The organism is Blastococcus sp. TML/C7B, from assembly GCF_016612845.1.
GTDB lineage: Bacteria > Actinomycetota > Actinomycetes > Mycobacteriales > Geodermatophilaceae > Blastococcus.
This window is the reverse complement of record NZ_JAEOAA010000002.1, coordinates 190,609-213,933: the sequence shown is the minus strand read 5'-3', so window position 1 is coordinate 213,933 and position 23,325 is coordinate 190,609. Positions and strand designations below refer to the sequence as shown.

Sequence of the window (23,325 nt, the reverse complement as noted above, 5' to 3'; positions counted from 1 at the left end):
GGCCCGGGTCACCCCTGGAGCGGTCGCTGCTCCGCGAGCCGGCCCGCGAACAGCGGCGGCAGGTAGCGAAGCATCAGCGCCGACCACACCGCGTGCGTGATCATCGGCGCCTGGATGCCCCCGGTGATGCGGCGCTGCTGCGCGAAGAGCAGCCCCATCGGCACGCTGGCCAGCACGAGCGCCGGGTTGCGGGTGGCCGTGGTGGCCAGGCCGTACACCGCGGTCGACGTCAGCACCGGCCGCGGACCGGAGGCCGCGTACAGCGCACCGCGGAAGAACACCTCCTCGGCCACCCCGTTGGCCAGGGCCGTGGTGAGCACGAGCGGCCCGGATCCCTGATCCGCGTAGGTCAGCACCGAGCCGATCGCGCGGTCCAGGACGGGGATGCGGCGGGCCACCAGCGCCGCCGCGTAGAAGGCGCCGAAGGCGGCGACGCCGGAGGCCAGCGGGGTGAGCACCGGCCGGCGCAGCGTGTCCTCCGGGCCGAACATCCGGCCCAGGTGCAGCGGCCCGGACGCCAGCCCCCCGACCACCCAGGTGCCGGCGACGCCGAGGGTGAGCCCGTAGAAGCGGGGTGAGCCCGGCGGGGTCGACAGCGAGACGCCGAGCAGCGAGGCGCCGGCCACCGCGACCACGCCGGTCACCCGCCGCCGGCGCCGGAAGACCTCGTCGCTGTCCCAGTGCTGGCGGGGCACGATGCGCACCAGCGGTGCGGAGGCCCGGGCGAGCGCGGTCCGCAGCCCCCGCAGCGGCCGGCGGCCGGTCACCGGCGCGCCCCGCGGCTGAGCCACCCGCGGCGCCGCTCCCCCACCTGCTGCCGGCGTTCCCGCGCCCGCTCGACCAGGGCGGTCATCACCATCTCGTCGTAGTCCATCGGCTCGAACGGCACCACCGAGCGGATGGCGTCGTCGGTGACGACCACCTCGTTGGTCATCGAGTCGATCAGCGACCGGCCCGTGGTCACGTCGACGTCGGTGACGAAGGCCAGCCAGCGCGAGGACAGCTGCGGGCTGAGCAGCGGCACGGGGACGACGAACAGGTGCCGGTTCTGGATCTCGGCGATGCGGGTGAGCATCTGCAGGTAGGTGAGCACGTCCGGCCCGCCCACCTCGAACACCCGCCCCTCGGCCTCGGGGGCCTCGAGCACCCCGACCAGGTACCGGACGACGTCGGCGACCGCGATCGGCTGCGTCCGGGTGCTGACCCAGCGGGGCGTGACCATGGCGGGCAGGTGGGCCACCAGCTGGCGGGTCATCTCCCAGGACACCCCGCCGTGGCCGACCACGATGCCGGCGCGGAGCACGGTCACCGGCACGCCCGTGCCGCCCAGCAGCGTCTCCACCTCGCGGCGGCTGCGCAGGTGCCGGGAGAGCTCGTCGCCGTCCTGGCCGAGGCCGCCGAGGTAGATGATCCGGCCCACCCCGGCCGCGGCGGCGGCACGGGCGAACGCGCGGGCGGCGTCGGCGTCCTTGCGCTCGAAGTCGGGGTCGTCCAGCGAGTGCACGAGGTAGTAGGCGGCCGCGCACCCCTCGAGCGCGGTGCGCAACGAGGCCTCGTCCCCGACGTCGCCGGCCACAGGCGTGCCGGCGCCCCGGTACCGCTCGGGCCGCCGGGTCATCGCCCGGACCTCGTGGCCGGCCTCCTCGAGGGCGGTGGCCAGCCTGCTGCCCACGAAGCCCGACGCGCCGGTGACCAGGATCCTCATGGGGACAGCCTCACCCGGACCGGCCGTCCCGGCGACCCGCGGGCTCCGGATACCGTGCTGGCCTCGGCGGACCCGCGCGGGGTCGGCCCCGTGCGAGCCGGAGGGCCCGTGCCCAGTTCCCTCGACGAGTCCTCGGCCGGGCAGCGCCGGGGCCGCCGCATCGCCATGTCCCCCGACGAGGTGGACGCCTTCCTCCGCGAGGAGCGGACCTGCCGCGTGGGCACGGTCGGCCCCGACGGCGCCGCGCACGTCTCGCCGCTGTGGTTCGTCTGGGACGGGACGGCGCTGTGGCTGCACTCGCTGGTCCGGGCGCAGCGCTGGGCGGACCTGCAGCGCGACCCCCGGGTGACCGTGCTGGTCGACGCGGGCGTGGAGTACACCGAGCTCCGCGGGGTCGAGCTGTCCGGCCGCGCCGTCGTCGTCGGCGACGTGCCGTGGACGGGGCAGCCGGACCCTGCGCTGGACGAGCCGGTGCGGCTGTTCGGCGACAAGTACGCCGGTGGGCGGCTGCCCGCCGACAGCCGGCACGCCTGGCTGCGGATCGTCCCGGAGAAGCTGGTCAGCTGGGACTTCCGCAAGAGCTGACCGCTCCCGGAACCGTCAGGCGCCGGCGGCGGTCTCCAGCGCCCGGCGGGTGAGCAGCCGGGCGAGGTGCCGGCGGTAGTCGGCGTCGGCGTGCATGTCGGCCACCGGCGAGGTGCCCTGGTCGGCCAGGGCCGCGGCCTCGGCGATCGGGGCGCCGGCCGCGAGGGCCTCCTCGGTGGCCGTGGCCCGCAGGACCGTGCCGCCCATGTTGGCCAGGGCCACCCGGCCGTCGACGGCGGCCGCGGCGACGATCGGCCAGTCGTTGGCCCGCCGGGTGAACTTCTCGTAGCCCCACCCGAGGGTGCCGGTGCGCGGCACCCGCAGCTCGACGACGAGCTCGTCGGGCGACATCGCCGTCTCGAAGAAGCCGGTCCAGAACTCCGTCACCGGCACCTCCCGGCGCCCGCCGGGGCCCTGGAGGACGACGGTGCCCCCCAGCGCCAGCAGCGCGGTGGGCAGGTCCGACGCCGGGTCGCTGTGCGCCGTCGTCCCGCCGATCGTGCCGCGGTGCCGCACCTGAGGGTCGCCCACCAGGCCGGCGACGTGCGGCAGCAGCGGCACCTCGGCGCGGGCGACCTCGTCCCGCTCCAGCTCGTGGTGCCGGGTGCCCGCGCCGATCGCGACGACCGCGTCCGCGCCGTCCCCCTCGACGCGGACGTAGGACATCCCGGGGATGCCGCTGATGTCGACCAGCACCTCCGGGACGGCCAACCGCAGCTTCATCAGCGGCAGCAGCGAGTGCCCGCCGGCCAGCACCTTGGCGTCCTCGCCGTGCTCGGCGAGCGCGGCGAGCGCCTCCTCGACGGAGCCGACCCGGACGTACTCGAAGGGCGAGGGGATCACGCCTGCACCTCCTGCGCGCCCGGGACGCGGCCGGCGGCCGGGCCGGCCTGGGCCGCGGAACGGACCGCCCGCACGATGTTGTGGTAGCCGGTGCAGCGGCAGAGGTTGCCCTCCAGGCCCTCGCGGACCTCCCGGTCGGTCGGGTCGGGGTTGGCGGCCAGCAGGCCGACCGAGGCCATGACCATGCCCGGGGTGCAGAACCCGCACTGCAGGCCGTGCTCCTCGCGGAACGCCTTCTGCACCGGGTGCAGCTCGCCGTCGGCGCCGGCCAGGCCCTCGAGCGTGGTGACCTGGGCGCCGGCGGCCTGCACGGCCAGCACGGTGCAGGACTTCACGCTCAGCCCGTCGACGACGACCGTGCATGCGCCGCAGGACGTCGTGTCGCAGCCGATGTTGGTCGCCTTGAGCCCGCACACCTCGCGCAGGTAGTGCGCGAGCAGGAGGCGCGGTTCCACCTCGTCGGTGCGCTGCTCGCCGTTCACGGTGATGGAGACCTGCATCGGTTGCCCTCCTGGGCGGCGGTCGGTGCGTGGTGCCGGGGTTCGAGGTCTACACCCTGCGACCGGCGGGACACCACCTGGCACCGCGTGTTGCGGGCCGGACCTTGCACGACGACGGGATCGGTGCGAGGTTGCCGGGCGACGCGTTCCTCGGCGGCAGGAGACCCTGGTGGAGATGACGGACGGCCCGAGCGACGTGCTGCCGCGGGGCAGCATCCTCGGCACCCGGGTGCTGCGCACCGAGGACCCGGGGTTCCTCACCACCGGCGCGGTCTACACCGACGACCTGGTCGACGAGCGGCTGGCCGGCGCCGTCCACGTGACGTTCGTGCGCTCGCCGGCGGCGCACGCCCGGATCACCGGCATCGACACCTCGGCCGCCGAGGGCATGCCGGGCGTCGTCGCCGTCCTCACCGGCGAGGACCTCGACGCGCCCGAGCAGCGCGCGGCGATGCCGATGTACCCGAAGCCCATGGCGCAGCCGCTGCTGGCCCGCGACACCGTCCGCTTCGTGGGCGAGCCGGTCGCGGTCGTGCTCACCGAGGAGCTGTACCAGGGCGAGGACGCCGCCGAGCTGGTCAGCGTCGACTACGAGCCGCTGCCGGTCGTCGTCGACCCGAAGGCGGCGCTCGACGGCGAGGTGCTGCTGTTCCCCGAGGCGGGCACGAACGTCTGCTTCGCCGGCCCCGCGAAGCCCGCCGACGCCGACCCCTTCGACGGCTGCGAGGTCGTCGTCACCCAGGAGATCCTCAACCAGCGGGTCGCCGTGGCGCCGCTGGAGGTGCGCGCCGCCGCCGCCGCGTGGGGCGAGGACGGCCGGCTGACGCTGTGGCTGCCCAACCAGGGCGCCCAGGGCAGCCTGCGGGCGGCCCGCGGCCTGCTGGGACTGCCCGCCGACCAGGTGCGTGTCATCACCCCCGACGTCGGCGGCGCGTTCGGCGGCAAGTTCGGCGCCGACCCCGAGCACGCCGTCGTGGCCCTGGTCGCCCGGCACGTCGGCCGGCCGGCCACCTGGGTGGAGACCCGCTCCGAGAACATGCTGGGGATGACCCACGGCCGGGCCCAGGTGCAGACCGTGACCATCGGCGGCGACCGGGACGGCCGGATCCGCGCCTACCGGCTGCACGTGCTCCAGGATGCCGGCGCCTACCCGAAGATGGGCGCGCTGCTGCCCACGCTGACCCTGCTCATGGCCCCCGGCGTCTACGACATCCCGGTGCTGGAGACCTCCTTCCAGAGCGTCGTCACCAACACCACGCCGATCGGCGCCTACCGCGGCGCGGGCCGGCCCGAGGCCACCGCGGCCATCGAGCGGGCCGTCGACCTGTTCGCCGCCGAGCTCGGCATGGACCCCGCCGAGGTGCGCCGGAAGAACCTGGTCGCCCCGTTCACCGAGCCGTGGATGAGCAAGGGCGGTGCCCTCTACGACTCCGGCGACTACCCGGCGGCCCTGGACGCCGTGCTCGAGGCCGCGGGCTACGGCGACCTCCGGGCGGAGCAGGCGGCCCGGCGCGAGCGCGGCGACGTCCGCCAGCTGGGGGTGGGCCTCTCGGTCTACGTGGAGATCACCGGCGCGGGCTCCGAGGCCGGGGACCCCAACGAGGCCGCGGTCGTCGAGGTGCACCCCGACGGGTCGGCGACGATCCTCACCGGCACCTCGCCGCACGGGCAGGGGCACTCCACCGCCTGGGCGATGCTGGCCAGCGAGGAGCTCGGCATCCCGGTCGAGCGGATCACCGTGCGCTGGGGCGACACCGACCTGATCCCGAAGGGCGGCGGCACCGGCGGTTCCCGCAGCCTCCAGCTGGGCGGGGGGCGTCGGTGCGCCAGGCCGCCGGCGAGCTGGTCGAGCTGGCCCGCCAGCGGGCGGCCCAGGAGCTGGAGGTCGACCCCGCCGACCTCGTCGTCGACCGGGAGCTCGCGGGCCTGCGCGTCGCCGGCGTCCCGGGTGCGTCGGTCTCCTTCGCCGCGCTGGCGGAGAAGGAGCGGTTGTTCGTCCGCAGCGTGTTCACCGCGCCGGGCGCCACGTACCCGTTCGGCGCGCACGTCGCCGTCGTCGAGGTCGACGTCGAGTCGGGCAAGGCCGAGCTGGTGCGGCTGGTCGCGCTGGACGACGCCGGGGTCATCCTCAACCCGCTGCTCGCCGAGGGGCAGCGGCACGGCGGCCTGGCCCAGGGTGCGGCACAGGCGCTGCTGGAGGAGATCCTCTACGACGCCGACGGCAACCCGACGACGTCGACGTTCGCCGACTACCCGATCGTCTCGGCCACCGAGCTGCCCTCGTTCGAGCTGGTCGCCAGCGAGACCCCGACCAGCTACAACCCGCTCGGCGCCAAGGGCATCGGCGAGGCCGGCACCATCGGCGCCACCCCGGCGGTGCAGAACGCGGTCATCGACGCCGTCGCCCACCTCGGCGTCCGGCACGTCGACATGCCGACGACGCCGATGCGCATCTGGCGGGCGGTGCAGGCCACCGTCGGCTGATCCCGCCGACGAGGCGAACGCCGCGTGCGTGATCACCACGCACCCGCGGTCGTTCCAGCGTCTGCGAGGCGACCCTCAGCGAGGGCTGATCACGGATCGGCGGCGCTCGGGGCGTCCGGTGCCGGTCGCCGCCGCGTCAGGCGTCGGTGCCCAGCCGGTACAGCGCGGTGTGGTGCACCTGGAAGACCGGCTGGTCGCCGGCGAGGACCAGCGCGTCGTAGCGGACCTCGTCGTGCCGGCCCCGGCGGCCGACGTGCGTGACGCGGCCGTGCGTCGTGAGCACCACGGGCAGGCGGGCGATGCCGAGGAAGCGGCAGTCGCTCGCGGTGTGGATCCACGGCCCCAGGGCCACGTTCTGCATCAGCAGCCGGTGGACCGCCTTCATCAGCATCCCCGGGTGCGCCCAGCCGTTCTCCCGGTACAGCGTCAGGGGCTCCCCGATCGCGTCGAGGTACCACTCGTTCCGCTCGACGGTGCACAGCTCCGCGACGCTGCCGAACGGCCCCACGACCGGGTCCGCCACCAACCCGGGACCGGCCGGCACCTCCGTGAAGCCGGTGAGGTCGGGCCGGTCCGCCGACGGTTGCGCCGAGCCGACGCAACGCACCTCGCCGTCCGGGCCGGTGGCGGTGAGCCGGCCGTCGGCCAGCTCGACGAGCAGCTCCTCGCCGTCGTAGACGGGACGGCGGAAGCGCACGTCCACCCGTCCCTCGGACAGCCACTGCTCGCCCCACCCGGTCACGAGCGGCGTGGTCATGCGGGCGAACAGCTCCACGCCGGGGACCAGCGCGCCGGAGAAGCCGAGCTGCCGGGCGACGCCGTCCTCGTGGATCTTGTTGGCGGCCTCCTCGACGACACGGGCGACGAACCGGTGCGGCGCGGGGGCGTCCATCAGCCGGCGCTCTCCACCAGCCGGGGAAACGCCGGCCCGTGGGTGGTCAACCGGACGCTCTCGGGGAGCGCCCGCAGCGCCGCGAGCAGCGCGGGCGGGAGCTCCGCGCTCACGTCGGTGACGACGTAGCCGAACTCGCCGCGGGTGGCCAGCACCTGGCCGTCGACGTTGAGCCCGTGCTCCCCCACCAAGGCGTCGACCCGCGCCAGGACGCCGGGCACGTTCCGGTGCAGCAGCCCGAACCGCTGCGCCGAGCGGCCGTGCAGCGCGACCGTGGGCAGGTTGACGCTCAGCGTCGTCGTCCCCGCGCCGACGTAGTCGGCCAGCTTGCCCGCGACGAAGCGGCCGATGTCGTGCTGGGCCTCCTGGGTGGACCCGCCGACGTGCGGGGTGAGGATGACGTTGGGCAGCCCCCGGAGCGCGGAGTCGAAGGGGTCGCCCTGCTCGGCGGGCTCCTCCGGGAAGACGTCGACGGCGGCCCCGGCGATGTGCCCGCTGAGGATGTTCTCGCGCAGCGCCTCGTGGTCGACGACGAAGCCGCGGGACAGGTTGAGGAACAGGCTGCGCGGGCGCATGCGGGCGAACTGCTCGGCGCCGAACAGCCCGGCGTTGCCGCCCCGGCCGTCGACGTGCAGCGTCACCGCCTCCGCCCGCTCGAGCAGCTCGTCCAGGCTGCCGCACTTCTCCGCGTTGCCGAGGGCCAGCTTGTCCTCGAGGTCGTAGTAGACGACCCGCATGCCCAGCGCCTCGGCCAGCACCGACAGCTGGCTGCCGATGTTGCCGTAGCCCACGATGCCGAGCGTCCGGCCGCGGATCTCGTGGCTGCCCGCCGCCGACTTGTCCCAGGTGCCGGCGTGCAGCGCCTTGTCCCGGTCGAGCAGCCGCCGGGCCAGGCTGATGATCTCGGCGATCGCCAGCTCGACCACGCTGCGGGTGTTGGAGTAGGGCGCGTTGAAGACGGCGACGCCGGCGGCCGCGGCGGCGGCGAGGTCGATCTGGTTGGTGCCGATGCAGAAGGCCCCCACCGCGACCAGCTCGGGGCGCTGCCGGAACACCTCGGCGGACACCTGGGTCTTCGACCGGATGCCGAGCAGCGTGATCCCGTCGAGGGCGTCGATCAGCTCGGGTTCGGCCAGCGCACCGCGCCGGGACTCGACCTCGAACCCGGCGGCGGTCAGCAGCTCGACCGCGACCGGGTCGATGTTCTCGAGCAGCAGGGCTCTGGGCATGCACCCGAACCTAGCGGCGTCAGGCGAAGCGGTGCGCGGCGGCCGACTGGAGGCCCAGCTCCTCGATGGAGACCTCCCGCATCTCGACCTTGCGGATCTTGCCGGTCACCGTCATCGGGAACTCGTCGACGACCTTCACGTAGCGGGGCACCTTGTAGTGCGCGAGCCGGCCGGCGCAGAACTCCCGCAGCGCCTCGGCGGTGAGCGGTTCGGCGCCCTCGCGCAGCCGCACCCACGCCATGAGCTCCTCCCCGTACCGCTCGTCGGGGACGCCGATCACCTGGGCGTCGACGACGTCGGGGTGGGTGTAGAGGAACTCCTCGATCTCGCGCGGGTACACGTTCTCCCCGCCGCGGATCACCATGTCCTTGATCCGGCCGACGATGTTCAGGTAGCCCGCCTCGTCCATGACGGCGAGGTCGCCGGTGTGCATCCACCGGGCGGCGTCGATGACCTCGGCGGTCTTCTCCGGCTCGTCCCAGTAGCCGAGCATCACCGAGTAGCCGCGGGTGCAGAACTCGCCGGGTTCGCCGCGCGGCACGGTCAGCCCGGTCGCGGGGTCGACGACCTTCACCTCCAGGTGCGGGTGCACCCGGCCGACGGTCGCGGTCCGGCGGTCTAGGTCGTCGTCGGCACCGGTCTGGGTGGACACCGGCGAGGTCTCGGTCATGCCGTAGCAGATGGTCACCTCGGTCATCCCCATCTCGCTGACCACCCGCTTCATCACCTCCACCGGGCACGGGGAGCCGGCCATGATCCCCGTGCGCAGGGTGGACAGGTCGTAGTCGGCGAAGTCCGCCAGGCCCAGCTCGGCGATGAACATGGTCGGGACGCCGTAGAGCGAGGTGCAGCGCTCCTCCTGCACGGCCCTCAGCGTCAGCGCCGGGTCGAAGCCGGGGGCCGGGATGACCATCGTCGCCCCGTGCGAGGTCGCCCCCAGGTTGCCCATCCCCATGCCGAAGCAGTGGTAGTAGGGCACCGGGATGCAGACCCGGTCGGCCTCGGTGTAGCCGCAGCCCTCGCCGACGAAGAAGCCGTTGTTGAGCAGGTTGTGGTGGGTGAGCGTGGCGCCCTTCGGGAAGCCGGTCGTCCCGGACGTGTACTGGATGTTGATCGGGTCGTCGGCCGACAGCTGCGCCTCCCGCTCGGCCAGCAGCCCGCGGTCCGCCGCCCGGCCGGTCGCCAGCAGCTGCTCCCACTCCGGGCTCCCGAGGAACACCACCTCGCGCAGCTCGGGGCACTCGCCGCGCACCTCGGCGACCATCGCGCGGTAGTCGCTGGTCCTGAACTCCGGCGCGGACACCAGCACCGAGATGCCCGCCTGCTTCAGCACGTAGGCCAGCTCGTGCGTCCGGTAGGCGGGGTTGATGTTGACCAGCACCGCGCCGATCTTCGCCGTCCCGTACTGGACGAACACCCACTCGGCGCAGTTCGGCGCCCAGATGCCGACCCGGTCGCCCTTCCGCACCCCGAGGGCGTCGAGCCCGAGCGCGCAGGCGTCGACGTCGGCGACCAGCTGGGGGTAGCTCCAGCGACGGCCGGTGGCGCACTCCACCAGCGCCTCGTGCTCGCCGACGCGGGCCGCGGTGCGGTCGAGGTTCGCGCCGATCGTGTCGCCCAGCAGCGGCACGGCGGAGGTCCCGCTGCTGTAGGAGGGGACCGCGGGGCTCGGCTGGGACACGTCCTACCTCCGGTGCGGTGGGTGCGGCGCGGAGCGGCCCGTTCCCGGGTCGACGCATTGTGGGCCGGACGCGTGCACGCCGTCCAGGGCGGCGGCCCGGCCGGTCCCGGTGCGCTCCACGACGGCTCCAGCGGTTCCCGAGCGCCGCGCGCCATGGTCTGCCCGCTCGGGTGCGGACCACCTGCCCGCACCCGCCCGGACGAGGAGAACGCGCATGACCTGCACGCAGCACCGCCTGGGAGCCGCGCGGGCGACGGCGCGACCGCGCTGATCGACCTGCGCTACGACGTGCCGGTCACCGAGGCGGGGGCCTGGCGATCGCGATCCTCATCGGCGCGACCCTGGTCCGGCTGGTGCTGGTGCCGGCGACGTGGCGCTGCTGGGCTCCCGGAACTGGTGGCTCCCGGGCTGGCTGGACCGGCTGCTCCCCCCACCTGGACCTCGAGCCGGTCACCTCCGAGCCGCTCGTGCCGGCAGACGTGCCCGACGACGAGCCGCCGCCGCGGGTGCCGGAGGCCGCGGGCGCCCGCTGACGCCCGGGCCGGACGCCCCGCGCCGATGCCGGCGCGGGGCGTCCGTCGTGGGTCGCGCGGGCCGTCAGACGGGCGCGGTCTCCGGCAGGAGGGCGCGCAGGTGCGCGGCGATCTCCGCCCGGAACCGGGCACCGGAGAGGACGACGCCGACCATCGAGAGCGAGGTGTGCGTGTGCCCGTGGGCGTTCACGTGCTCGACCGGGACGCCGGCCGCGCGCAGCGCCTCGGCGTAGGCGATGCCCTCGTCCCGCAGCGGGTCGAACTCGGCGGTGACGACGATCGCGGGCGGGAGGTCGTCGAGCCGGCCGCGCAGCGGCGAGGCCGCGGGCTCGCTGCGCCGGTCCTCGTCGCAGTAGTGGTCCCAGAAGTAGCGCATCACGCCGGCGGTGAGCACGTAGCCCTCGGCGTTCTCCCGGTAGGACCCCGTCGCCATGGTCGAGTCGGTGACCGGCGTGATCAGCAGCTGCCCGCGCAGCGCGGGGCCGCCCGCGTCCCGGGCCCGCTGGGCGACGACGGCCGCGAGGTTGGCCCCGGCGCTCCAGCCGGCGACCACCAGTTGGTCCGGGAGGCCGCCGAGCTCGCCCGTGTGCGCGGCCACCCAGTGCAGCGCCGCCTCCGCGTCCTCGACGGCCGCCGGGTAGCGCGCCTCGGGGCCGTGCCGGTAGTCCACCGACACGACGACCGCGTCGGCGCGCACGCAGAGGTCACGGCACAGCGGCTCGTCGGACACCTGGTCGCCGATCACCCACCCGCCGCCGTGGAAGTACAGGACGACCGGGTGCGGCCCGGGCGAGGCCGGCCGGAACAGCCGGTAGGCGAGGTCGCCGGCCGGGCCGAGCAGCACGCCGTCGCGGACCTCGCCGACGTCGGGCCCCTGCGGGCGGTCGGCGTTGAGCGTGTCCATGAAGGCGCGCAGCTGCTCGGGCGGCATCGACTCCAGCGGCGGCAGGTCCAGCTGCGCCATGGCCTCCAGCACCGCGCTCACGTCGGGCTGCAGCCGGCGCACCACGCCGTCGGTGCACCGCTCGCCGTCCGGCCCGGACATCCGGAAGCCGAGGTAGTCCCGCTCGCGCACCTCGTCGGCCACCGCCCGGTAGCCGTCGACGCCCCCGATGTAGGGGTAGAAGACGCGCGGCTTGCCGGGCACGTTGGCGCCCATGTACCAGGAGTTCGCGGTCGGGTGCAGCGTGATCGCGGCGCAGTCGGCCGCGTGCCGGTTCCAGCCCTCCTCGGCCTGCGGGGTCGGCTCGATCGTCGTCATCCCCCGGTCGCGCAGGTCGATGAGGCAGTCGGCCACCCAGTCGACGTGCTGCTCGATGGAGACGGCCATGTTGGACAGCACCGACGGGCTGCCGGGCCCGGTGATGGCGAAGAAGTTCGGGAACCCCGTCGTCATGAGCCCGAGGTAGGTCGAGGGCCCGTCGGCCCACTTCTCCGCCAGCGTTCCGCCGTCGCGACCGGTGATGTCGACGTTCACCAGCGCGCCGGTCATGGCGTCGAAGCCGGTCGCGTAGACGATCGCGTCGATCTCGACGGACTCCTCGGTCGTCTCGATGCCGGTCTCGGTGATGGTGGTGATCGGCGTCGTCCGCAGGTCGACCAGGCGCACGTGCGGCAGGTTGAACGTCGCGTAGTAGCCGGTGTCCAGGCAGGGCCGCTTGGTGCCGAAGTAGTGGTCCCGCGGCGAGAGCGCCTCGGCCGTCTCCGGATCGGTGACGATCGACCGGATCTTCTCGCGGATGAACTCCGCGACGATCTCGTTGGACTCGGGGTTGGTGCCCTGGTCGGCGAAGACGCTGGTGATCACCTGCAGCTCGCCGGCCTCCCACGCCGCCTCCAGCCGCTCCCGCCGGACGTCCTCCGGCGTCCCGACCCCCGTCAGCTCGGTGGCCTCGCCCGGCACGCCCATCCGGGACCACCTGCCGGCCTCGCGGTAGGCCGCCCGGTCCGCGGCCAGGCGCTCCACCCGCGCCGCCGGCGCCGGCCCGTTGTGCGCCGGGATGGAGAAGTTCGGGGTCCGCTGGAAGACGGTCAGCTCGGCGGCCTGCTGGGCGATCAGCGGGATCGACTGGATGCCCGAGGAGCCGGTGCCGATGACGGCGACCCGCTTGCCGGTGAAGTCGACGCCCTCGTGCGGCCAGCGGCTGGTCAGGTGCACCTCGCCCCGGAAGCGGTCGGCACCCTCGATGTCGGGCTGCTTGGGCACCGACAGGCAGCCGGTCGCCATGACGTGGAAGCGGCTGGTCACGGTCTCCCCGCCCGAGGTCCGCACCCGCCAGAGGCCGGCCGCGTCGTCCCAGGCGGCCTCCTCGACCCGCGTGCCGAAGGTGATGTCCCGGCGCAGGTCGTAGCGGTCGGCCACGAACTGCAGGTAGCGCAGGATCTCCGGCTGCTGCGCGTACTTCTCCGACCACGTCCACTCCCGCTCCAGCTCCGGGTCGAAGCCGAACGTGTAGTCGGTGGTGGGGATGTCGCAGCGCGCCCCCGGATACCGGTTCCAGTACCAGGTGCCCCCGACGTCGTCGGCGGCCTCGAAGCCGCGCGCGCGGAACCCGGCGGCCCGCAGCCGGTGCAGCAGGTAGAGCCCGGCGAAGCCGGCCCCCACGACGACGACGTCCACGTCCGGCTCCCGGCCGGTCTGCTGCGCTGCTGCCTCGGTCACGCGCTCCCCCTCGGACTATGACGGTGGTCACACTCGATGGGGACGGTAGTACCACGGGACGGGCCGCCCGGGGCCCGTCCCGGGCGGCTCAGCCGCCGGCGGCCAGGGTGCGGCCCATCTGCTCGTGGACGGCGGTGATCGCCTGCAGCGGGCGCAGCATGACCCGGAACTCCACGATCCGGCCGGCGTCATCGCAGCGGATGATGTCGACGCCGTTGACGTACTTGCCGTCGACGCTGGTCTCGAACTCGAGCACCGCGGTGTCGCCGGCGAGCACCTCCTTCGTGTAGCGGAAGGTGCCGCCCTCCCCGCCGCCCAGCGTCCCGGCCGCGGCCCGGAGGTACTGGGTGGTGACCGCCTTGCCACGCTGCGGCGTGTAGACCACCGGCGAGTAGAAGACGACGTCGTCGTCGAGCAGCTCGTCGAGCCCACCGGGCAGCTCGCCTGCCATGTACCGGTGCCAGCGGGCGATGACGTCGTCGATCACGGGGCCTCCTCGTCGTCCGCGGCGCGGGATGCGCCGCCGCACCGATCCTGCCGGGAGGTGCCCGCCCCCGGGAACGGCGACGGCCCTCCCGGGAGGACCGGGAGGGCCGTCGTCATGCAGAGCGGGCGGATCAGTGCATGAGCACCGGAGCGGCGACCGCGCCGTCCTCGTCGTCCAGGAGGTGCGACTCCTCCTTCTTCCGCGGGAGGAAGGCGACCGGCACCAGGGCGACCAGGACCAGCACGAAGGCGACGGTGAACGTCGTCCCGAACCCGGCGGCCATGGCCTCGAGCGGGTCCTCCGCGCCGGGGAGCCGCGACTGGAGCTGGTTGGTCAGCACCACCGACAGCACGGCGGTGCCGATCGAGCCGCCGATCTGCTGGACGATGTTCATCAGCGTCGAGCCGCGGGCGACCTCGGCGTTGGTCAGCGACTTCAGCGCCGAGGTCATGATCGGCATCATCGTGCCGCCCATGCCCAGGCCCATGACGAACAGCGCCCCGCACAGCACCGGGTAGGGCGTGTCCGCGCCGACCTGGGTGAAGACGAAGAACCCGGCGGCCATGACCAGCAGCGCGAAGGGCACCGTGCGCCCGATCGGCACCTTGTCGGCCAGCACACCGGCGATCGGCATGGTCACCATCGCGCCCAGGCCCTGCGGCGCGATCAGCAGACCGGCCATCAGGGTCGTCTCGCCGCGCACCTGCAGGAAGTACGACGGGAAGAGCAGCCCGGCGCCCATGAACGCGATGACGAAGACGAACATCGCCACGGTCGCGATCGTGAGCCGCCGGTTGCGGAACAGCCGCAGGTCGATCAGCGGCTTGTCGGTGCCCAGCGCGTGGCGGACGAAGGCCAGGATCAGCAGGACGCCGATGGTTGCCGACACCCAGACCCGCGGGCCGAAGGACGCACCCTCGCCGCCCTCGGCGATCGAGGAGACACCGAAGAGGAACAGCGCGAGGCCCGGCGAGAGCAGCAGCATGCCGAGGAAGTCGAACGTCTCGGTCTCGCTCGGCTCGTCCGCGGGCAGCACCCGCCACGAGTAGAGCAGTGCGAGCAGCCCGATCGGCAGGTTGATCAGGAAGATCCAGTGCCACGAGGCGACGTCGATCAGCCAGCCGCCGAGGATCGGGCCGGTGATCGGGCCGAGCAGCATCGGGATGCCGAGCACGGCCATGAGCCGGCCGATCCGGTCCGGGCCCGCGGCGCGGGTCATGATCGTCATGCCCAGCGGCATCAGCATGCCGCCGCCCAGGCCCTGCAGGACCCGGAAGGCGATCAGCATCTCGATCGAGGTCGCCACCGCGCACAGCACGGAGCCGGCGGTGAACAGGAACAGCGCGGCCAGGTACAGCCGCTTGGTGCCGAACCGGTCGGCGGCCCAGCCGGTCAGCGGGATGACGGTGGCCAGGGCCAGCGTGTACGCCGTCATCGTCCAGGCGACGGTGGCGTAGGTGGCGTCGAAGACCTCCTGGAACGTCGGCAGCGCGACGCTGACGACGGTGATGTCCAGGATCGACATGATCGCGCCGAGGACGACGACGCCGGCGATCTTCAGGACGGCGGCGTCGATCTTCTCGGGGTACGCCGGCGCGGTCGGCGCGGCGGGGGTTGTCACAGGCGGTTCTCCTGGTGTCAGCGGGGCGGAGGACGCCGCCCGCGTGGTGTCCGGAAGGCCCGGGGCAGCACGGAGCGCTGCCCCTGGGGACGTGTGGACGGGCCGTCCGCTCGTCGTCGCGGCGTTGCGCGGCGAGCTCCCGGCCGATCGGTGCTGCCCGGGCCGACCTGGCGGACGGGACCCCGGTCGAGCACCGGAGGACTCTATCGCCCGGCGTCACGCGAGCCGAGTGAATTGCGACGAGCCCTCCCGGGAGCCACGCGACCCCTTGCCGGGTGCCGGGCGGAGGGCCAGGCTCGACGGGTCCCATCCGCACGGGGGACGACCTCGATGGAGAGCCAGCCATGCTGAACACGAGCAGGGTCGAGGCGAACGTGCCGGCCGCGGACCTCGGCCGGGCGAGGGCCTTCTACGCCGAGAAGCTCGGGATGACCCCGACCCGCGAGGTGGGCGGCGTCGCCCTCCGGTACGAGACGCGGGGCGGCACCACCTTCAACGTCTACGAGACGGCCTACGCCGGCCAGGCGGGGCACACCATCGCCCAGTGGCACGTGGACGACATCGAGGCCGAGGTGCGCGACCTCAAGGCCAAGGGCGTCACGTTCGAGGTGTACGACCTCCCCGGCGTCCGGTGGGACGGCGACATCGCCTCCATGGAGGGCATGGCCCGGGCGGCCTGGTTCAAGGACAGCGAGGGCAACATCATGTGCATCGACCAGGAGACCGCCACCTCGCCGTAGCCTTCCCCGGGTGCCCGTCGCCCCCCTCCCCGGCAGCGCCCCCTGGTGGCGCCGGCACGAGGAGCGGCTGGGCCGGCGCCGGCCGCACACCGACGGCCTGACGCTGGAGGTGCTGCTCGCCGAGGCGCTCGCCCTCGTCGACGCCGACGGGCTGGACGCGCTCACCGTCCGCGCGCTGGCCACCCGGCTGGGCACCGGCAGCTCGACGCTCTACCGCCACGTGGCCAGCCGGGACGAGCTGCTGGTGCTGCTGGTGGACGCCGTCCTCGGCGAGGTGCGGCTGCCCGATCCGCAGCTGCCCGGCCGCACCCGCGTGGAGCAGCTGTCCACCGAGCTGCGCCGGGTGCTGCGCAGCCACCCGCACGTCGTGCCGGCGCTGAGCGGCGCGCCCATCCAGGGGCCCAACGCCTCGCGGGCCGCTGCCTGCGGGCTGGACAACCTGCTGGCCGCCGGGCATCCCCCCGAGCGCGCGCGGACCGCCTAACCTCGCCCTGCTCGACTACGTGCTGGGCTCCGTCGCCTTCGACGCCGCCACCGAGACGCCCGGCGCGGAGACCCCCGGGCGCCCGGACAGCGACGACGTCTTCGCCTTCGGGCTCGCCACGTTCCTGGACGGCCTCGAGAGGGGCTGACGGATGCGAGCACTGCTCGCTAGTGTCCGGGGTCACACCACCTTGGAGGCACCGTGGCCCGTCCTACCCCCGCCGACGAACAGCTGGTCCACCAGCTCCCCGAGCTCCTGCCGGCAGTCGCGACCCCGCACCCGCACTGGCGCGAGAGCCACTTCTTCGACATCCACGACCCCTCCGGCACCGGGGACGCGGTGTTCTTCACGATGGCCGTGAAGCCGTCGCAGGGGACGATGGACAGCCTGCAGATGGGCCGGGTCGGGGCCGAGCAGATCCTGCACGGCAGCGCGCGCGAGCTGGGCGAGGACCCGCAGACCCCCGAGGTGCCCGGCGCGCGGGTGGAGATCGTGAAGCCGTGGCAGGAGGTCCGGCTCTGGGCCGACCCCGACGTGAGCCCGATCGGCGTCGACGCCGTCTTCCGCGCCCGCACCCAGCCCTACGGCCTGCGCCGCGGCACCATGCGCGCCGCCGACGGCATCGTCTGGGACCAGAGCCACATCCTGCAGTCCGGCACCTGGTCGGGCACCTACACCGTCGCCGGCGTCGAGCACTCCATCGACGGCTGGACCGGCCAGCGCGACCACTCCTGGGGCGTGCGCGACCACGGCCGCTGCCCGCTGTGGATCTGGTTCCAGATCCAGCTCGAGGACGGGATGCTCGGCGTCTGGCACTGGGAGCTGGCCAACGGCGCGACGATCTACACCGACGGCTGCTGGGCCGCGGCCGACGGGAGCGACCCGGTGCCGGTCGTCGGCTTCACCTACGACGTCGACTGGCGCGGCCGGGACGGCGCCGTCGTCGACTACGGGACGAACGGCGAGCAGGTCGCCGGGATCGCCGGCGGCTGCCGGTTCGTGCTCGCCGACGGGCGCACGATCGACGTCGAGGCCGAGGGCGACTTCGTCCGGCCGTACGAGCCGTTCCACCGCGGCGGCCTCAACGTCGTCCGGGTGCGCACCGGCGACGGGCGCAGCGGCACCGCCGTCTACGAGGTGACCGGCGCGCGCCACCACCGCTTCTTCCCCGGCACCGACGTCACCGGGGTGCTGCCGTGCTGACGATCGCCGACACCCCGGGCGCCCTGACGCCGGAGTGGCTGACCGCCGCCCTCACCTCCTCGGGCTCGCTCGCCGTGGGCCGGGTGGTGGACGCCGACGTCCGCCCCCTCGGCACCGGGCAGATGTGCGACAGCGTCCGGATCCGGCTCACCTACGACGAGCCCGGCGCCGGCCCCGCCTCGCTGGTCGCCAAGCTGCCCGCCGCCGACGAGGGCAGCCGGGCCACCGCGAAGGCGTTCCGCTCCTACGAGAAGGAGGTCCGCTTCTACCAGGAGCTGGCCGGCCGGCTGCCGGTGCGCACGCCCCGGCTGCACCACGCCGACCTCGACGTCGAGACGGCGTCCTTCGTGCTGCTCCTGGAGGACCTCGCCCCGGCCGAGCCCGGCGACCAGCTGCGCGGCTGCGGTCCCGACATCGCGGCCGCGGCGGTGCGCGAGCTGGTCAACCTGCACGCGCCGCTGTGGGGCGACCCCTCGCTGCTGGCGCTGGACTGGCTGCACGGCGACCCGGAGGGGCGGGGCGCGCTGCTCGGCGAGGTGCTGCCGATGCTGTGGGCCGGCTTCCAGGAGCGGTACGCCGCCGTCCTGGAGCCGCACGTGAAGCAGGCCGGGGATCTCTACTTCGGCCGGCTGGACGCCCGGCCGGAGCGGGCCCCCGCGCCCACGATCACCCACGTCGACTACCGCCTGGACAACCTGCTCATCGGCCCGGACGGCACGGTCACCGTCGTCGACTGGCAGACCTGCGGCACCGGCACCGGCCCCAGCGACGTCGCCTACTTCCTCGGCGCCGGCCTGCTCCCCGAGGTCCGGCGCGAGGTCGAGGAGCAGCTGGTCCGCGACTACTTCGACGGTCTCGTCGCCGGCGGCGTGACCGGTTACGACTGGGCCGACTGCTGGCTGGACTACCGCCGCGGCACGTGGGGCGGGCTGTCGATGGCGGTGCTGGCCTCGATGAGCGTGAAGCGCACCGACCGCGGCGACGAGATGTTCCTCGCCATGGCCACCCGGCACGCCCGGCACGCCCTCGACCTCGACGCCGCCGACGTCCTCACCTGACCGCACCCGCTCCCCCACCTCCCGAGGAGAACCCGACGTGACCCAGCACCTCATGACCATCAACGGGGAGGCCCGCGACTCCGCGGCCCGCTCCGAGGTCATCAACCCCGCCACCGGCGAGCCCTTCGCCACCGCCCCCGAGGCCACCGCGGCCGACCTCGACGACGCCATGGCCGGCGCCGCGCAGGCGTTCCGCACCTGGCGGCAGGACGACGACGCCCGCCGCGAAGCGCTCCGGCTGGCCGCGAAGGCGGTGAACGAGGCGATCCCGCGGATCGCCCCGGTGCTCACCCAGGAGCAGGGCAAGCCGCTCGGCGAGGCGATCTTCGAGGTCGCCGGCGTCGGCATGTGGCTGCAGTACTACGCCGATCTGGAGCTGGAGCGCGAGATCCTCCAGGACGACGACGCCGCCTTCGTCGAGGTGGTGCGCCGGCCGATCGGCGTGGTCGCGGCGATCGCGCCGTGGAACTTCCCGCTGCTGCTGTCGTCCTGGAAGATCGCGCCCGCGCTGCGCGCCGGCAACACCGTCGTCCTCAAGCCGTCGCCGTACACGCCGCTGTCGTCGCTGGCGATGGTCGAGGTGCTCAACTCCGCGCTGCCGCCGGGCGTGCTCAACATCGTCACCGGCGGGGACTCCCTCGGTGCGGCGATGACCGCGCACCCGACGCCGCGCAAGGTCAGCTTCACCGGCTCGATCAGCGCCGGCAAGAAGGTCGCGGTTGCCTCGGCCGCCGACCTCAAGCGGGTGACCCTCGAGCTCGGCGGCAACGACCCCGCGATCGTGCTGGACGACGCCGACCCCGCCGTCGTCGGCAAGGCGCTGTTCAACGCGGCGTTCACCAACAACGGGCAGACCTGCGTCGCGGTCAAGCGGGTCTACGTGCCGGAGAGCCTGCACGACGCCGTCGTCGACGCCCTCGTCGCCGAGGCGACCAGCGTCGTCGTCGGCGACGGCATGGACGAGGCGACGAAGCTCGGCCCGATCCAGAACCGGCCGCAGTTCGACCGGGTCCGGAGCCTGGTCGACGGCGCGCTGGCCTCCGGCGCGCGCGCCGCGGCCGGGGGTGCCGCGCTGGACCGGCCCGGCTACTTCTTCGCCCCGACGATCCTCACCGACGCCGCCGACGGCACCGCGATCGTCGACGAGGAGCAGTTCGGCCCGGCGCTGCCGGTCATCGCCTACCGCGACCTGGACGAGGCCGTCGAGCGCGCCAACGCCACCACCTTCGGGCTGGGGGCGTCGGTGTGGGCCACCGACACCGAGCGCGGTGAGGGCGTCGCCCGCCGGCTCGATGCCGGCTCCGCGTGGGTCAACACCCACGCCGCCCTGGCACCGAACCTGCCGTTCGGCGGGCTGAAGTGGAGCGGCATCGGGGTGGAGAACGGGCCGTGGGGGCTCAAGGGCTTCACCGACATGCAGCTTCTCCACCGCCGCAAGCAGTAGCGGCGGAGGACGGCGTGCGACCCGACCCGGGGCTGCTGCTCCCGCGACGGGCCGACGAGTACCGGGGCACCCGGTGGGCGATCGGCGTCCTGGTGCTCTACGCCGTCCTCGCGACGGCCCGCAGCCTCGTGCACGTGCTCGCCCCCGACAGCGGCGCCGGGTCGATCGCCACGATCGACACCGGCGCCGCCGGCGGGGACAACGCGGTCGCGCTGCTCGGGCAGTGGGGCGGCGCGCAGCTGGTGCTGGCGCTGCTGGTCTGGGTCGTGCTGGCGCGGTACCGCGGGCTGGTGCCGCTGGTGCTGGCCGCCGTGCTGCTGGAGGCGCTGCTGCGGCTGCTCGTCGGCAGGCTCAAGCCCCTGGAGACGCTCGGCACCCCGCCCGGCGCCCCCGGCACCTGGGTGCTCCTCGTCGTCGCCGCCGCGGCGCTGGTCGCCTCCCTGGTGCCGCGGGAGCCCGCCGGCTGATCAGGCCTTCGCGTGCCCGTCGCGGATGAGCAGCGCGAACGGCACGCTGATGAACGCGCAGGTCGCGGTCAGCAGGTAGACGACGGCGAACGGGCCGGCGGTCGTGGCATCCCCCGCCAGCGCGGTGAACAGCCCGATGCCGACGACGGCGCCGATCTGGTTCGACGTCTGCTGCAGCGAGGTGGCCAGCCCGAAGTCCCGCTCGTCCACCGCGTGCCCCATCGCCGAGACCAGCCCTGGCTGCGCGTGCCCGAAGGCCCAGCCGGACAGCGGCAGCGCCAGGGAGATCGCGACCACCGAGGTGGTGAGCGCCCCCACGGTCATCGACGCCATCACCAGGCCCAGCCCGGCGGCCGCGACCACCACCATCCGCCGCTCGCCGAAGCGCTGGCCCCAGCGCGAGGCGGTCGGCGCCGCGCCCACGATGAAGACCGCACGCGGCACGCTCAGCAGCGAGGTGAGGCCCGCCGACAGGCCCATCACCGACTGCATGAGCAGCGGCGTGAGCACGAAGTTGCCCATCCACCCCGCGCCCAGGAAGAAGCTCGCGGCGGTCACCACGCGGGTGTTGCGGGAGGAGAGCACCCGCAGCGGCAGCAGCGGCGCCGACGACCGCCGCTCGATCCGGACCAGGGCCCAGACGGCGAACGGCACGACGACCAGGCAGCCGATCGGCACCGGCGACAGGCCCCACACGCCCAGCCGGTTGACCCCGAAGGTGAGCGCGAGGGTCGCCACCGCCAGGGCCAGCGCCCCGGGCAGGTCCAGCGGGATGCGCTCCCGCCCGCGCGGGTCGGAGGGCAGCACGGGGATCGCCGCCACCAGCGCCCCGACGCAGACGGCCGCCTGGACGACGAAGATGACCCGCCACCCGACGAGGTCCACCAGCGGGCCGCCGATGACCACGCCGACCACCGCCGCGCCGGCCAGCACGGCCGAGGCCAGCGAGGAGACCCGCACCCGCTGGTGCGGCGGGTGGGCGCGGAAGAGCATGGCGAACGAGCTCGGGATGGTGGCGGCCGAGCCGAGCTGGGAGATGGTGCGCGCGGCGATCAGGCTGCCCGCGTCCCACGCCAGCGCCGTGGCTATGCCGAACACGACCGCCACGGTCATCCCGGTGAGGAACAGCCGCCGGTGGCCGCGCAGGTCGCCGAGCCGGCCCAGCACCGGGGTGCTGACGGCGGCGGCCAGCAGCGGCGCCGTCGTCACCCACAGGACGGTCGAGGGCGAGGAGCCCAGGTCCAGCGCGATCGGCTGGACGGCGATCGTGAGGATCGTCGCCGGGAACGTCGTCGCGAACATGCCGGCCAGGCAGGCCAGCAGGATCCAGCGCCGCCGCCGCGGATCGGGGACGTCGGCGCCGCCCGGGTCGGCGGAGGTCGGCCCGTCGCTCACCGCTCCTCCGCCCTTCCCCTCGGTCGTGCCGGCCGCCTCCCGCGACCCGGATCGGCGCCCGCGCGCCGGTGCGTCAGGACGCCTCGGTGACGAACCCCCGCCAGTTGCGCATGTACTCGACGAACACCGGCGACAGCCCCTCGTCCGCCAGGTGCGCCGGGCTCACCGGGGTGCGCGTGGCGAAGGAGCCGTCGGCCCGGACCCGCTCGGGGAAGTCGTGGTGCAGGATCGACGCCCGCCCGACCATCACGAAGTCCGCGCCCCGGTCGAGGGCCTCGGTGACCTGCTGCCCGCTGCGCACCTTGCCGGCCACGCCGAGGCGGGTGGTGCCGCGGTCGAGGTCGGTGAACCAGTCCATCAGCGGGCGGTCCTGGAAGCCCTCCTCCTCCGGCTGCTTGGCGACGTCCCAGAGGGACAGGTCCAGGTAGTCGACGGCGTCGGAGAGGAGCAGCTCGGCGGCGACCTCGCGCACCTCGCCCAGGCGCAGCCCGAACCGCTCCGGGGAGATCCGGACGCCGACCTGGAAGTCCGGCCCGCAGCGCTCGCGCACGGCGCGGACCACCTCGAACAGCAGGCGGGCGCGGTTCTCCAGCGAGCCGCCGTAGCCGTCGGTGCGCCGGTTCTCCTCCGGGGAGAGGAACTGGGCCAGGACGTAGCCGTGGGCGCCGTGCACCTCGATGCCGTGGAACCCGGCGCGCTCGGCCCGCTGGGCCCCCGCGGCGAAGTCCTCGACCAGCTGCGCGACCTCGTCGCCGGTCATCGCCCGCGCGCCGGACTTCTCGTGGTCCGAGGGGCCGACCGGCCGGCCGACCAGGTCCCGCGGCGACCGGTTGCCGGCGTGGTGGAGCTGCAACGAGGCCAGGGAGCCCTCGTCCTTGAGTGCGGTCGCCAGCCGGGTCAGGCCGGGCAGGTGGTCGTCGGAGAAGACGCCGAGCTGCCCCGGGAAGCCCTGGCCGCCGGCCTGGACGTGCGCAGCGGCGGTCATCGTCAGCCCGTGCCCGCCGCGCGCCCGCATCGACAGCCAGTGCAGCTCCTCGTCGGAGAGCCGTCCGTCGGGGTGGCTCTGCGTGTTGGTGAGCGGGGCCAGCCACACCCGGTTGGGAGCGGCCGGGCCGTGGGCCAGCGTCAGGGGCGCGAAGAGGTCGGACACCCGCGCGAGGCTACCGGGGGTGTGCGGTCGGTCACCTGGCCGCCCTGGGTGGCGGGGGCCGCGCGTCGGGCAGGGCTCACGTCCGGGCTGGAGGGCCCTGGCGTCCGGGGCCGGGCAGGCGGACGATCGAGGGGCGGTACCCACGACGGCACCCCTCCGGAG

General features: G+C 74.2%; 21 protein-coding genes and 1 pseudogene. 10 read left to right on the top strand and 12 right to left on the bottom strand.

Annotated elements, in window-relative coordinates:
- Nucleotides 1–8: 8 nt before the first annotated feature.
- Both JKP76_RS13995 and JKP76_RS13990 read right to left on the bottom strand, forming a co-directional pair.
- A complete protein-coding gene (locus tag JKP76_RS13995; protein ID WP_309229987.1) occupies nt 9–791 on the bottom strand; it encodes a CPBP family intramembrane glutamic endopeptidase in 783 nt (260 codons plus the stop codon).
- Complete coding sequence (locus tag JKP76_RS13990) at nt 764–1,705, bottom strand: NAD(P)H-binding protein (RefSeq protein ID WP_200491595.1); 942 nt, start codon at nt 1,703–1,705, stop codon at nt 764–766. Before JKP76_RS13990 ends, JKP76_RS13995 begins: the two co-directional genes overlap by 28 nt.
- Nucleotides 1,706–1,813: 108 nt before the next feature.
- Between JKP76_RS13990 and JKP76_RS13985 the strand changes: the two genes are divergently transcribed.
- Complete coding sequence (locus tag JKP76_RS13985; RefSeq protein WP_309232990.1) at nt 1,814–2,290, top strand: pyridoxamine 5'-phosphate oxidase family protein; 477 nt, start codon at nt 1,814–1,816, stop codon at nt 2,288–2,290.
- Between the two features lie 15 nt (nt 2,291–2,305).
- Here JKP76_RS13985 and JKP76_RS13980 read toward each other — a convergent pair whose 3' ends face one another.
- Both JKP76_RS13980 and JKP76_RS13975 read right to left on the bottom strand, forming a co-directional pair.
- Nucleotides 2,306–3,133 (bottom strand): xanthine dehydrogenase family protein subunit M, encoded by an 828-nt coding sequence (locus tag JKP76_RS13980; RefSeq protein ID WP_200491594.1) that lies wholly within the window; start codon nt 3,131–3,133, stop codon nt 2,306–2,308.
- Nucleotides 3,130–3,633 (bottom strand): (2Fe-2S)-binding protein, encoded by a 504-nt coding sequence (locus JKP76_RS13975; protein WP_200491593.1) that lies wholly within the window; start codon nt 3,631–3,633, stop codon nt 3,130–3,132. Before JKP76_RS13975 ends, JKP76_RS13980 begins: the two co-directional genes overlap by 4 nt.
- Between JKP76_RS13975 and JKP76_RS13970 the strand changes: the two are divergent.
- Nucleotides 3,620–5,386, top strand: a pseudogene (locus JKP76_RS13970) (xanthine dehydrogenase family protein molybdopterin-binding subunit); the annotation flags it as partial. The gene JKP76_RS13975 and the pseudogene JKP76_RS13970 sit on opposite strands and share 14 nt — an antisense overlap.
- 68 nt (nt 5,387–5,454) lie before the next feature.
- On the top strand, nt 5,455–6,117 hold the full coding sequence (locus JKP76_RS21175) for a molybdopterin cofactor-binding domain-containing protein (RefSeq protein WP_309232989.1): 663 nt from the start codon (nt 5,455–5,457) through the stop codon (nt 6,115–6,117).
- A gap of 136 nt (nt 6,118–6,253) precedes the next feature.
- Here the strand turns inward: JKP76_RS21175 and JKP76_RS13965 are convergent, their stop codons facing one another.
- The 6 genes from JKP76_RS13965 to JKP76_RS13940 all read right to left on the bottom strand — a co-directional run bounded on the left by JKP76_RS13965 (nt 6,254) and on the right by JKP76_RS13940 (nt 15,222).
- Nucleotides 6,254–7,009 (bottom strand): hypothetical protein, encoded by a 756-nt coding sequence (locus JKP76_RS13965; RefSeq protein WP_200491592.1) that lies wholly within the window; start codon nt 7,007–7,009, stop codon nt 6,254–6,256.
- Nucleotides 7,009–8,238, bottom strand: a complete 1,230-nt coding sequence (serA, locus tag JKP76_RS13960) for a phosphoglycerate dehydrogenase (protein WP_200491591.1) — start codon at nt 8,236–8,238, stop codon at nt 7,009–7,011. The genes JKP76_RS13965 and serA overlap by 1 nt, the downstream gene beginning before the upstream one ends.
- A gap of 19 nt (nt 8,239–8,257) precedes the next feature.
- Nucleotides 8,258–9,919 carry an AMP-binding protein gene (locus tag JKP76_RS13955; protein WP_200491590.1) on the bottom strand — a complete coding sequence of 554 codons (1,662 nt, stop codon included), beginning with the start codon at nt 9,917–9,919 and terminating at the stop codon, nt 8,258–8,260.
- A gap of 597 nt (nt 9,920–10,516) precedes the next feature.
- Entirely contained in the window at nt 10,517–13,114 is a 2,598-nt protein-coding gene (locus tag JKP76_RS23525) for an alpha/beta hydrolase fold domain-containing protein (RefSeq protein WP_200491589.1), read from the bottom strand.
- An 88-nt stretch (nt 13,115–13,202) separates the two neighbouring features.
- Entirely contained in the window at nt 13,203–13,601 is a 399-nt protein-coding gene (locus JKP76_RS13945; protein WP_200491588.1) for a nuclear transport factor 2 family protein, read from the bottom strand.
- A gap of 130 nt (nt 13,602–13,731) precedes the next feature.
- Nucleotides 13,732–15,222, bottom strand: coding sequence for a DHA2 family efflux MFS transporter permease subunit (locus JKP76_RS13940; protein WP_200491587.1), 1,491 nt, complete (start codon nt 15,220–15,222; stop codon nt 13,732–13,734).
- A 344-nt stretch (nt 15,223–15,566) separates the two neighbouring features.
- Here JKP76_RS13940 and JKP76_RS13935 point away from each other — a divergent pair, with 344 nt between their 5' ends.
- The 7 genes from JKP76_RS13935 to JKP76_RS13910 are packed head-to-tail and all read left to right on the top strand — an operon-like array spanning nt 15,567 to nt 20,618.
- Nucleotides 15,567–15,962: a VOC family protein gene (locus JKP76_RS13935; RefSeq protein ID WP_200491586.1), complete on the top strand. Its 396-nt coding sequence runs from the start codon at nt 15,567–15,569 to the stop codon at nt 15,960–15,962.
- A 10-nt stretch (nt 15,963–15,972) separates the two neighbouring features.
- Nucleotides 15,973–16,446, top strand: coding sequence for a TetR/AcrR family transcriptional regulator (locus JKP76_RS13930; protein ID WP_200491585.1), 474 nt, complete (start codon nt 15,973–15,975; stop codon nt 16,444–16,446).
- 19 nt (nt 16,447–16,465) lie between these two features.
- Nucleotides 16,466–16,594 carry a hypothetical protein gene (locus JKP76_RS22595; protein WP_255522687.1) on the top strand — a complete coding sequence of 43 codons (129 nt, stop codon included), beginning with the start codon at nt 16,466–16,468 and terminating at the stop codon, nt 16,592–16,594.
- A gap of 53 nt (nt 16,595–16,647) precedes the next feature.
- On the top strand, nt 16,648–17,649 hold the full coding sequence (locus JKP76_RS13925; protein WP_200491584.1) for a hypothetical protein: 1,002 nt from the start codon (nt 16,648–16,650) through the stop codon (nt 17,647–17,649).
- The gene (locus tag JKP76_RS13920; RefSeq protein ID WP_200491583.1) at nt 17,643–18,707 is read left to right on the top strand and encodes a phosphotransferase; all 1,065 of its coding nucleotides are present in this window, start codon (nt 17,643–17,645) and stop codon (nt 18,705–18,707) included. Before JKP76_RS13925 ends, JKP76_RS13920 begins: the two co-directional genes overlap by 7 nt.
- 37 nt (nt 18,708–18,744) lie before the next feature.
- Complete coding sequence (locus tag JKP76_RS13915) at nt 18,745–20,151, top strand: aldehyde dehydrogenase family protein (protein ID WP_309229727.1); 1,407 nt, start codon at nt 18,745–18,747, stop codon at nt 20,149–20,151.
- Nucleotides 20,152–20,165: 14 nt separating this feature from the next.
- Nucleotides 20,166–20,618: a hypothetical protein gene (locus tag JKP76_RS13910; protein ID WP_200491582.1), complete on the top strand. Its 453-nt coding sequence runs from the start codon at nt 20,166–20,168 to the stop codon at nt 20,616–20,618.
- On the opposite strand, the gene JKP76_RS13905 is transcribed toward JKP76_RS13910, so the two are convergent.
- Together JKP76_RS13905 and JKP76_RS13900 are read right to left on the bottom strand one after the other, a co-directional pair.
- Nucleotides 20,619–22,013: an MFS transporter gene (locus tag JKP76_RS13905; RefSeq protein WP_200491581.1), complete on the bottom strand. Its 1,395-nt coding sequence runs from the start codon at nt 22,011–22,013 to the stop codon at nt 20,619–20,621. It lies immediately after the preceding gene.
- Between the two features lie 73 nt (nt 22,014–22,086).
- Complete coding sequence (locus JKP76_RS13900) at nt 22,087–23,163, bottom strand: NADH:flavin oxidoreductase (protein ID WP_200491580.1); 1,077 nt, start codon at nt 23,161–23,163, stop codon at nt 22,087–22,089.
- Between the last annotated feature and the right edge of the window lie 162 nt (nt 23,164–23,325).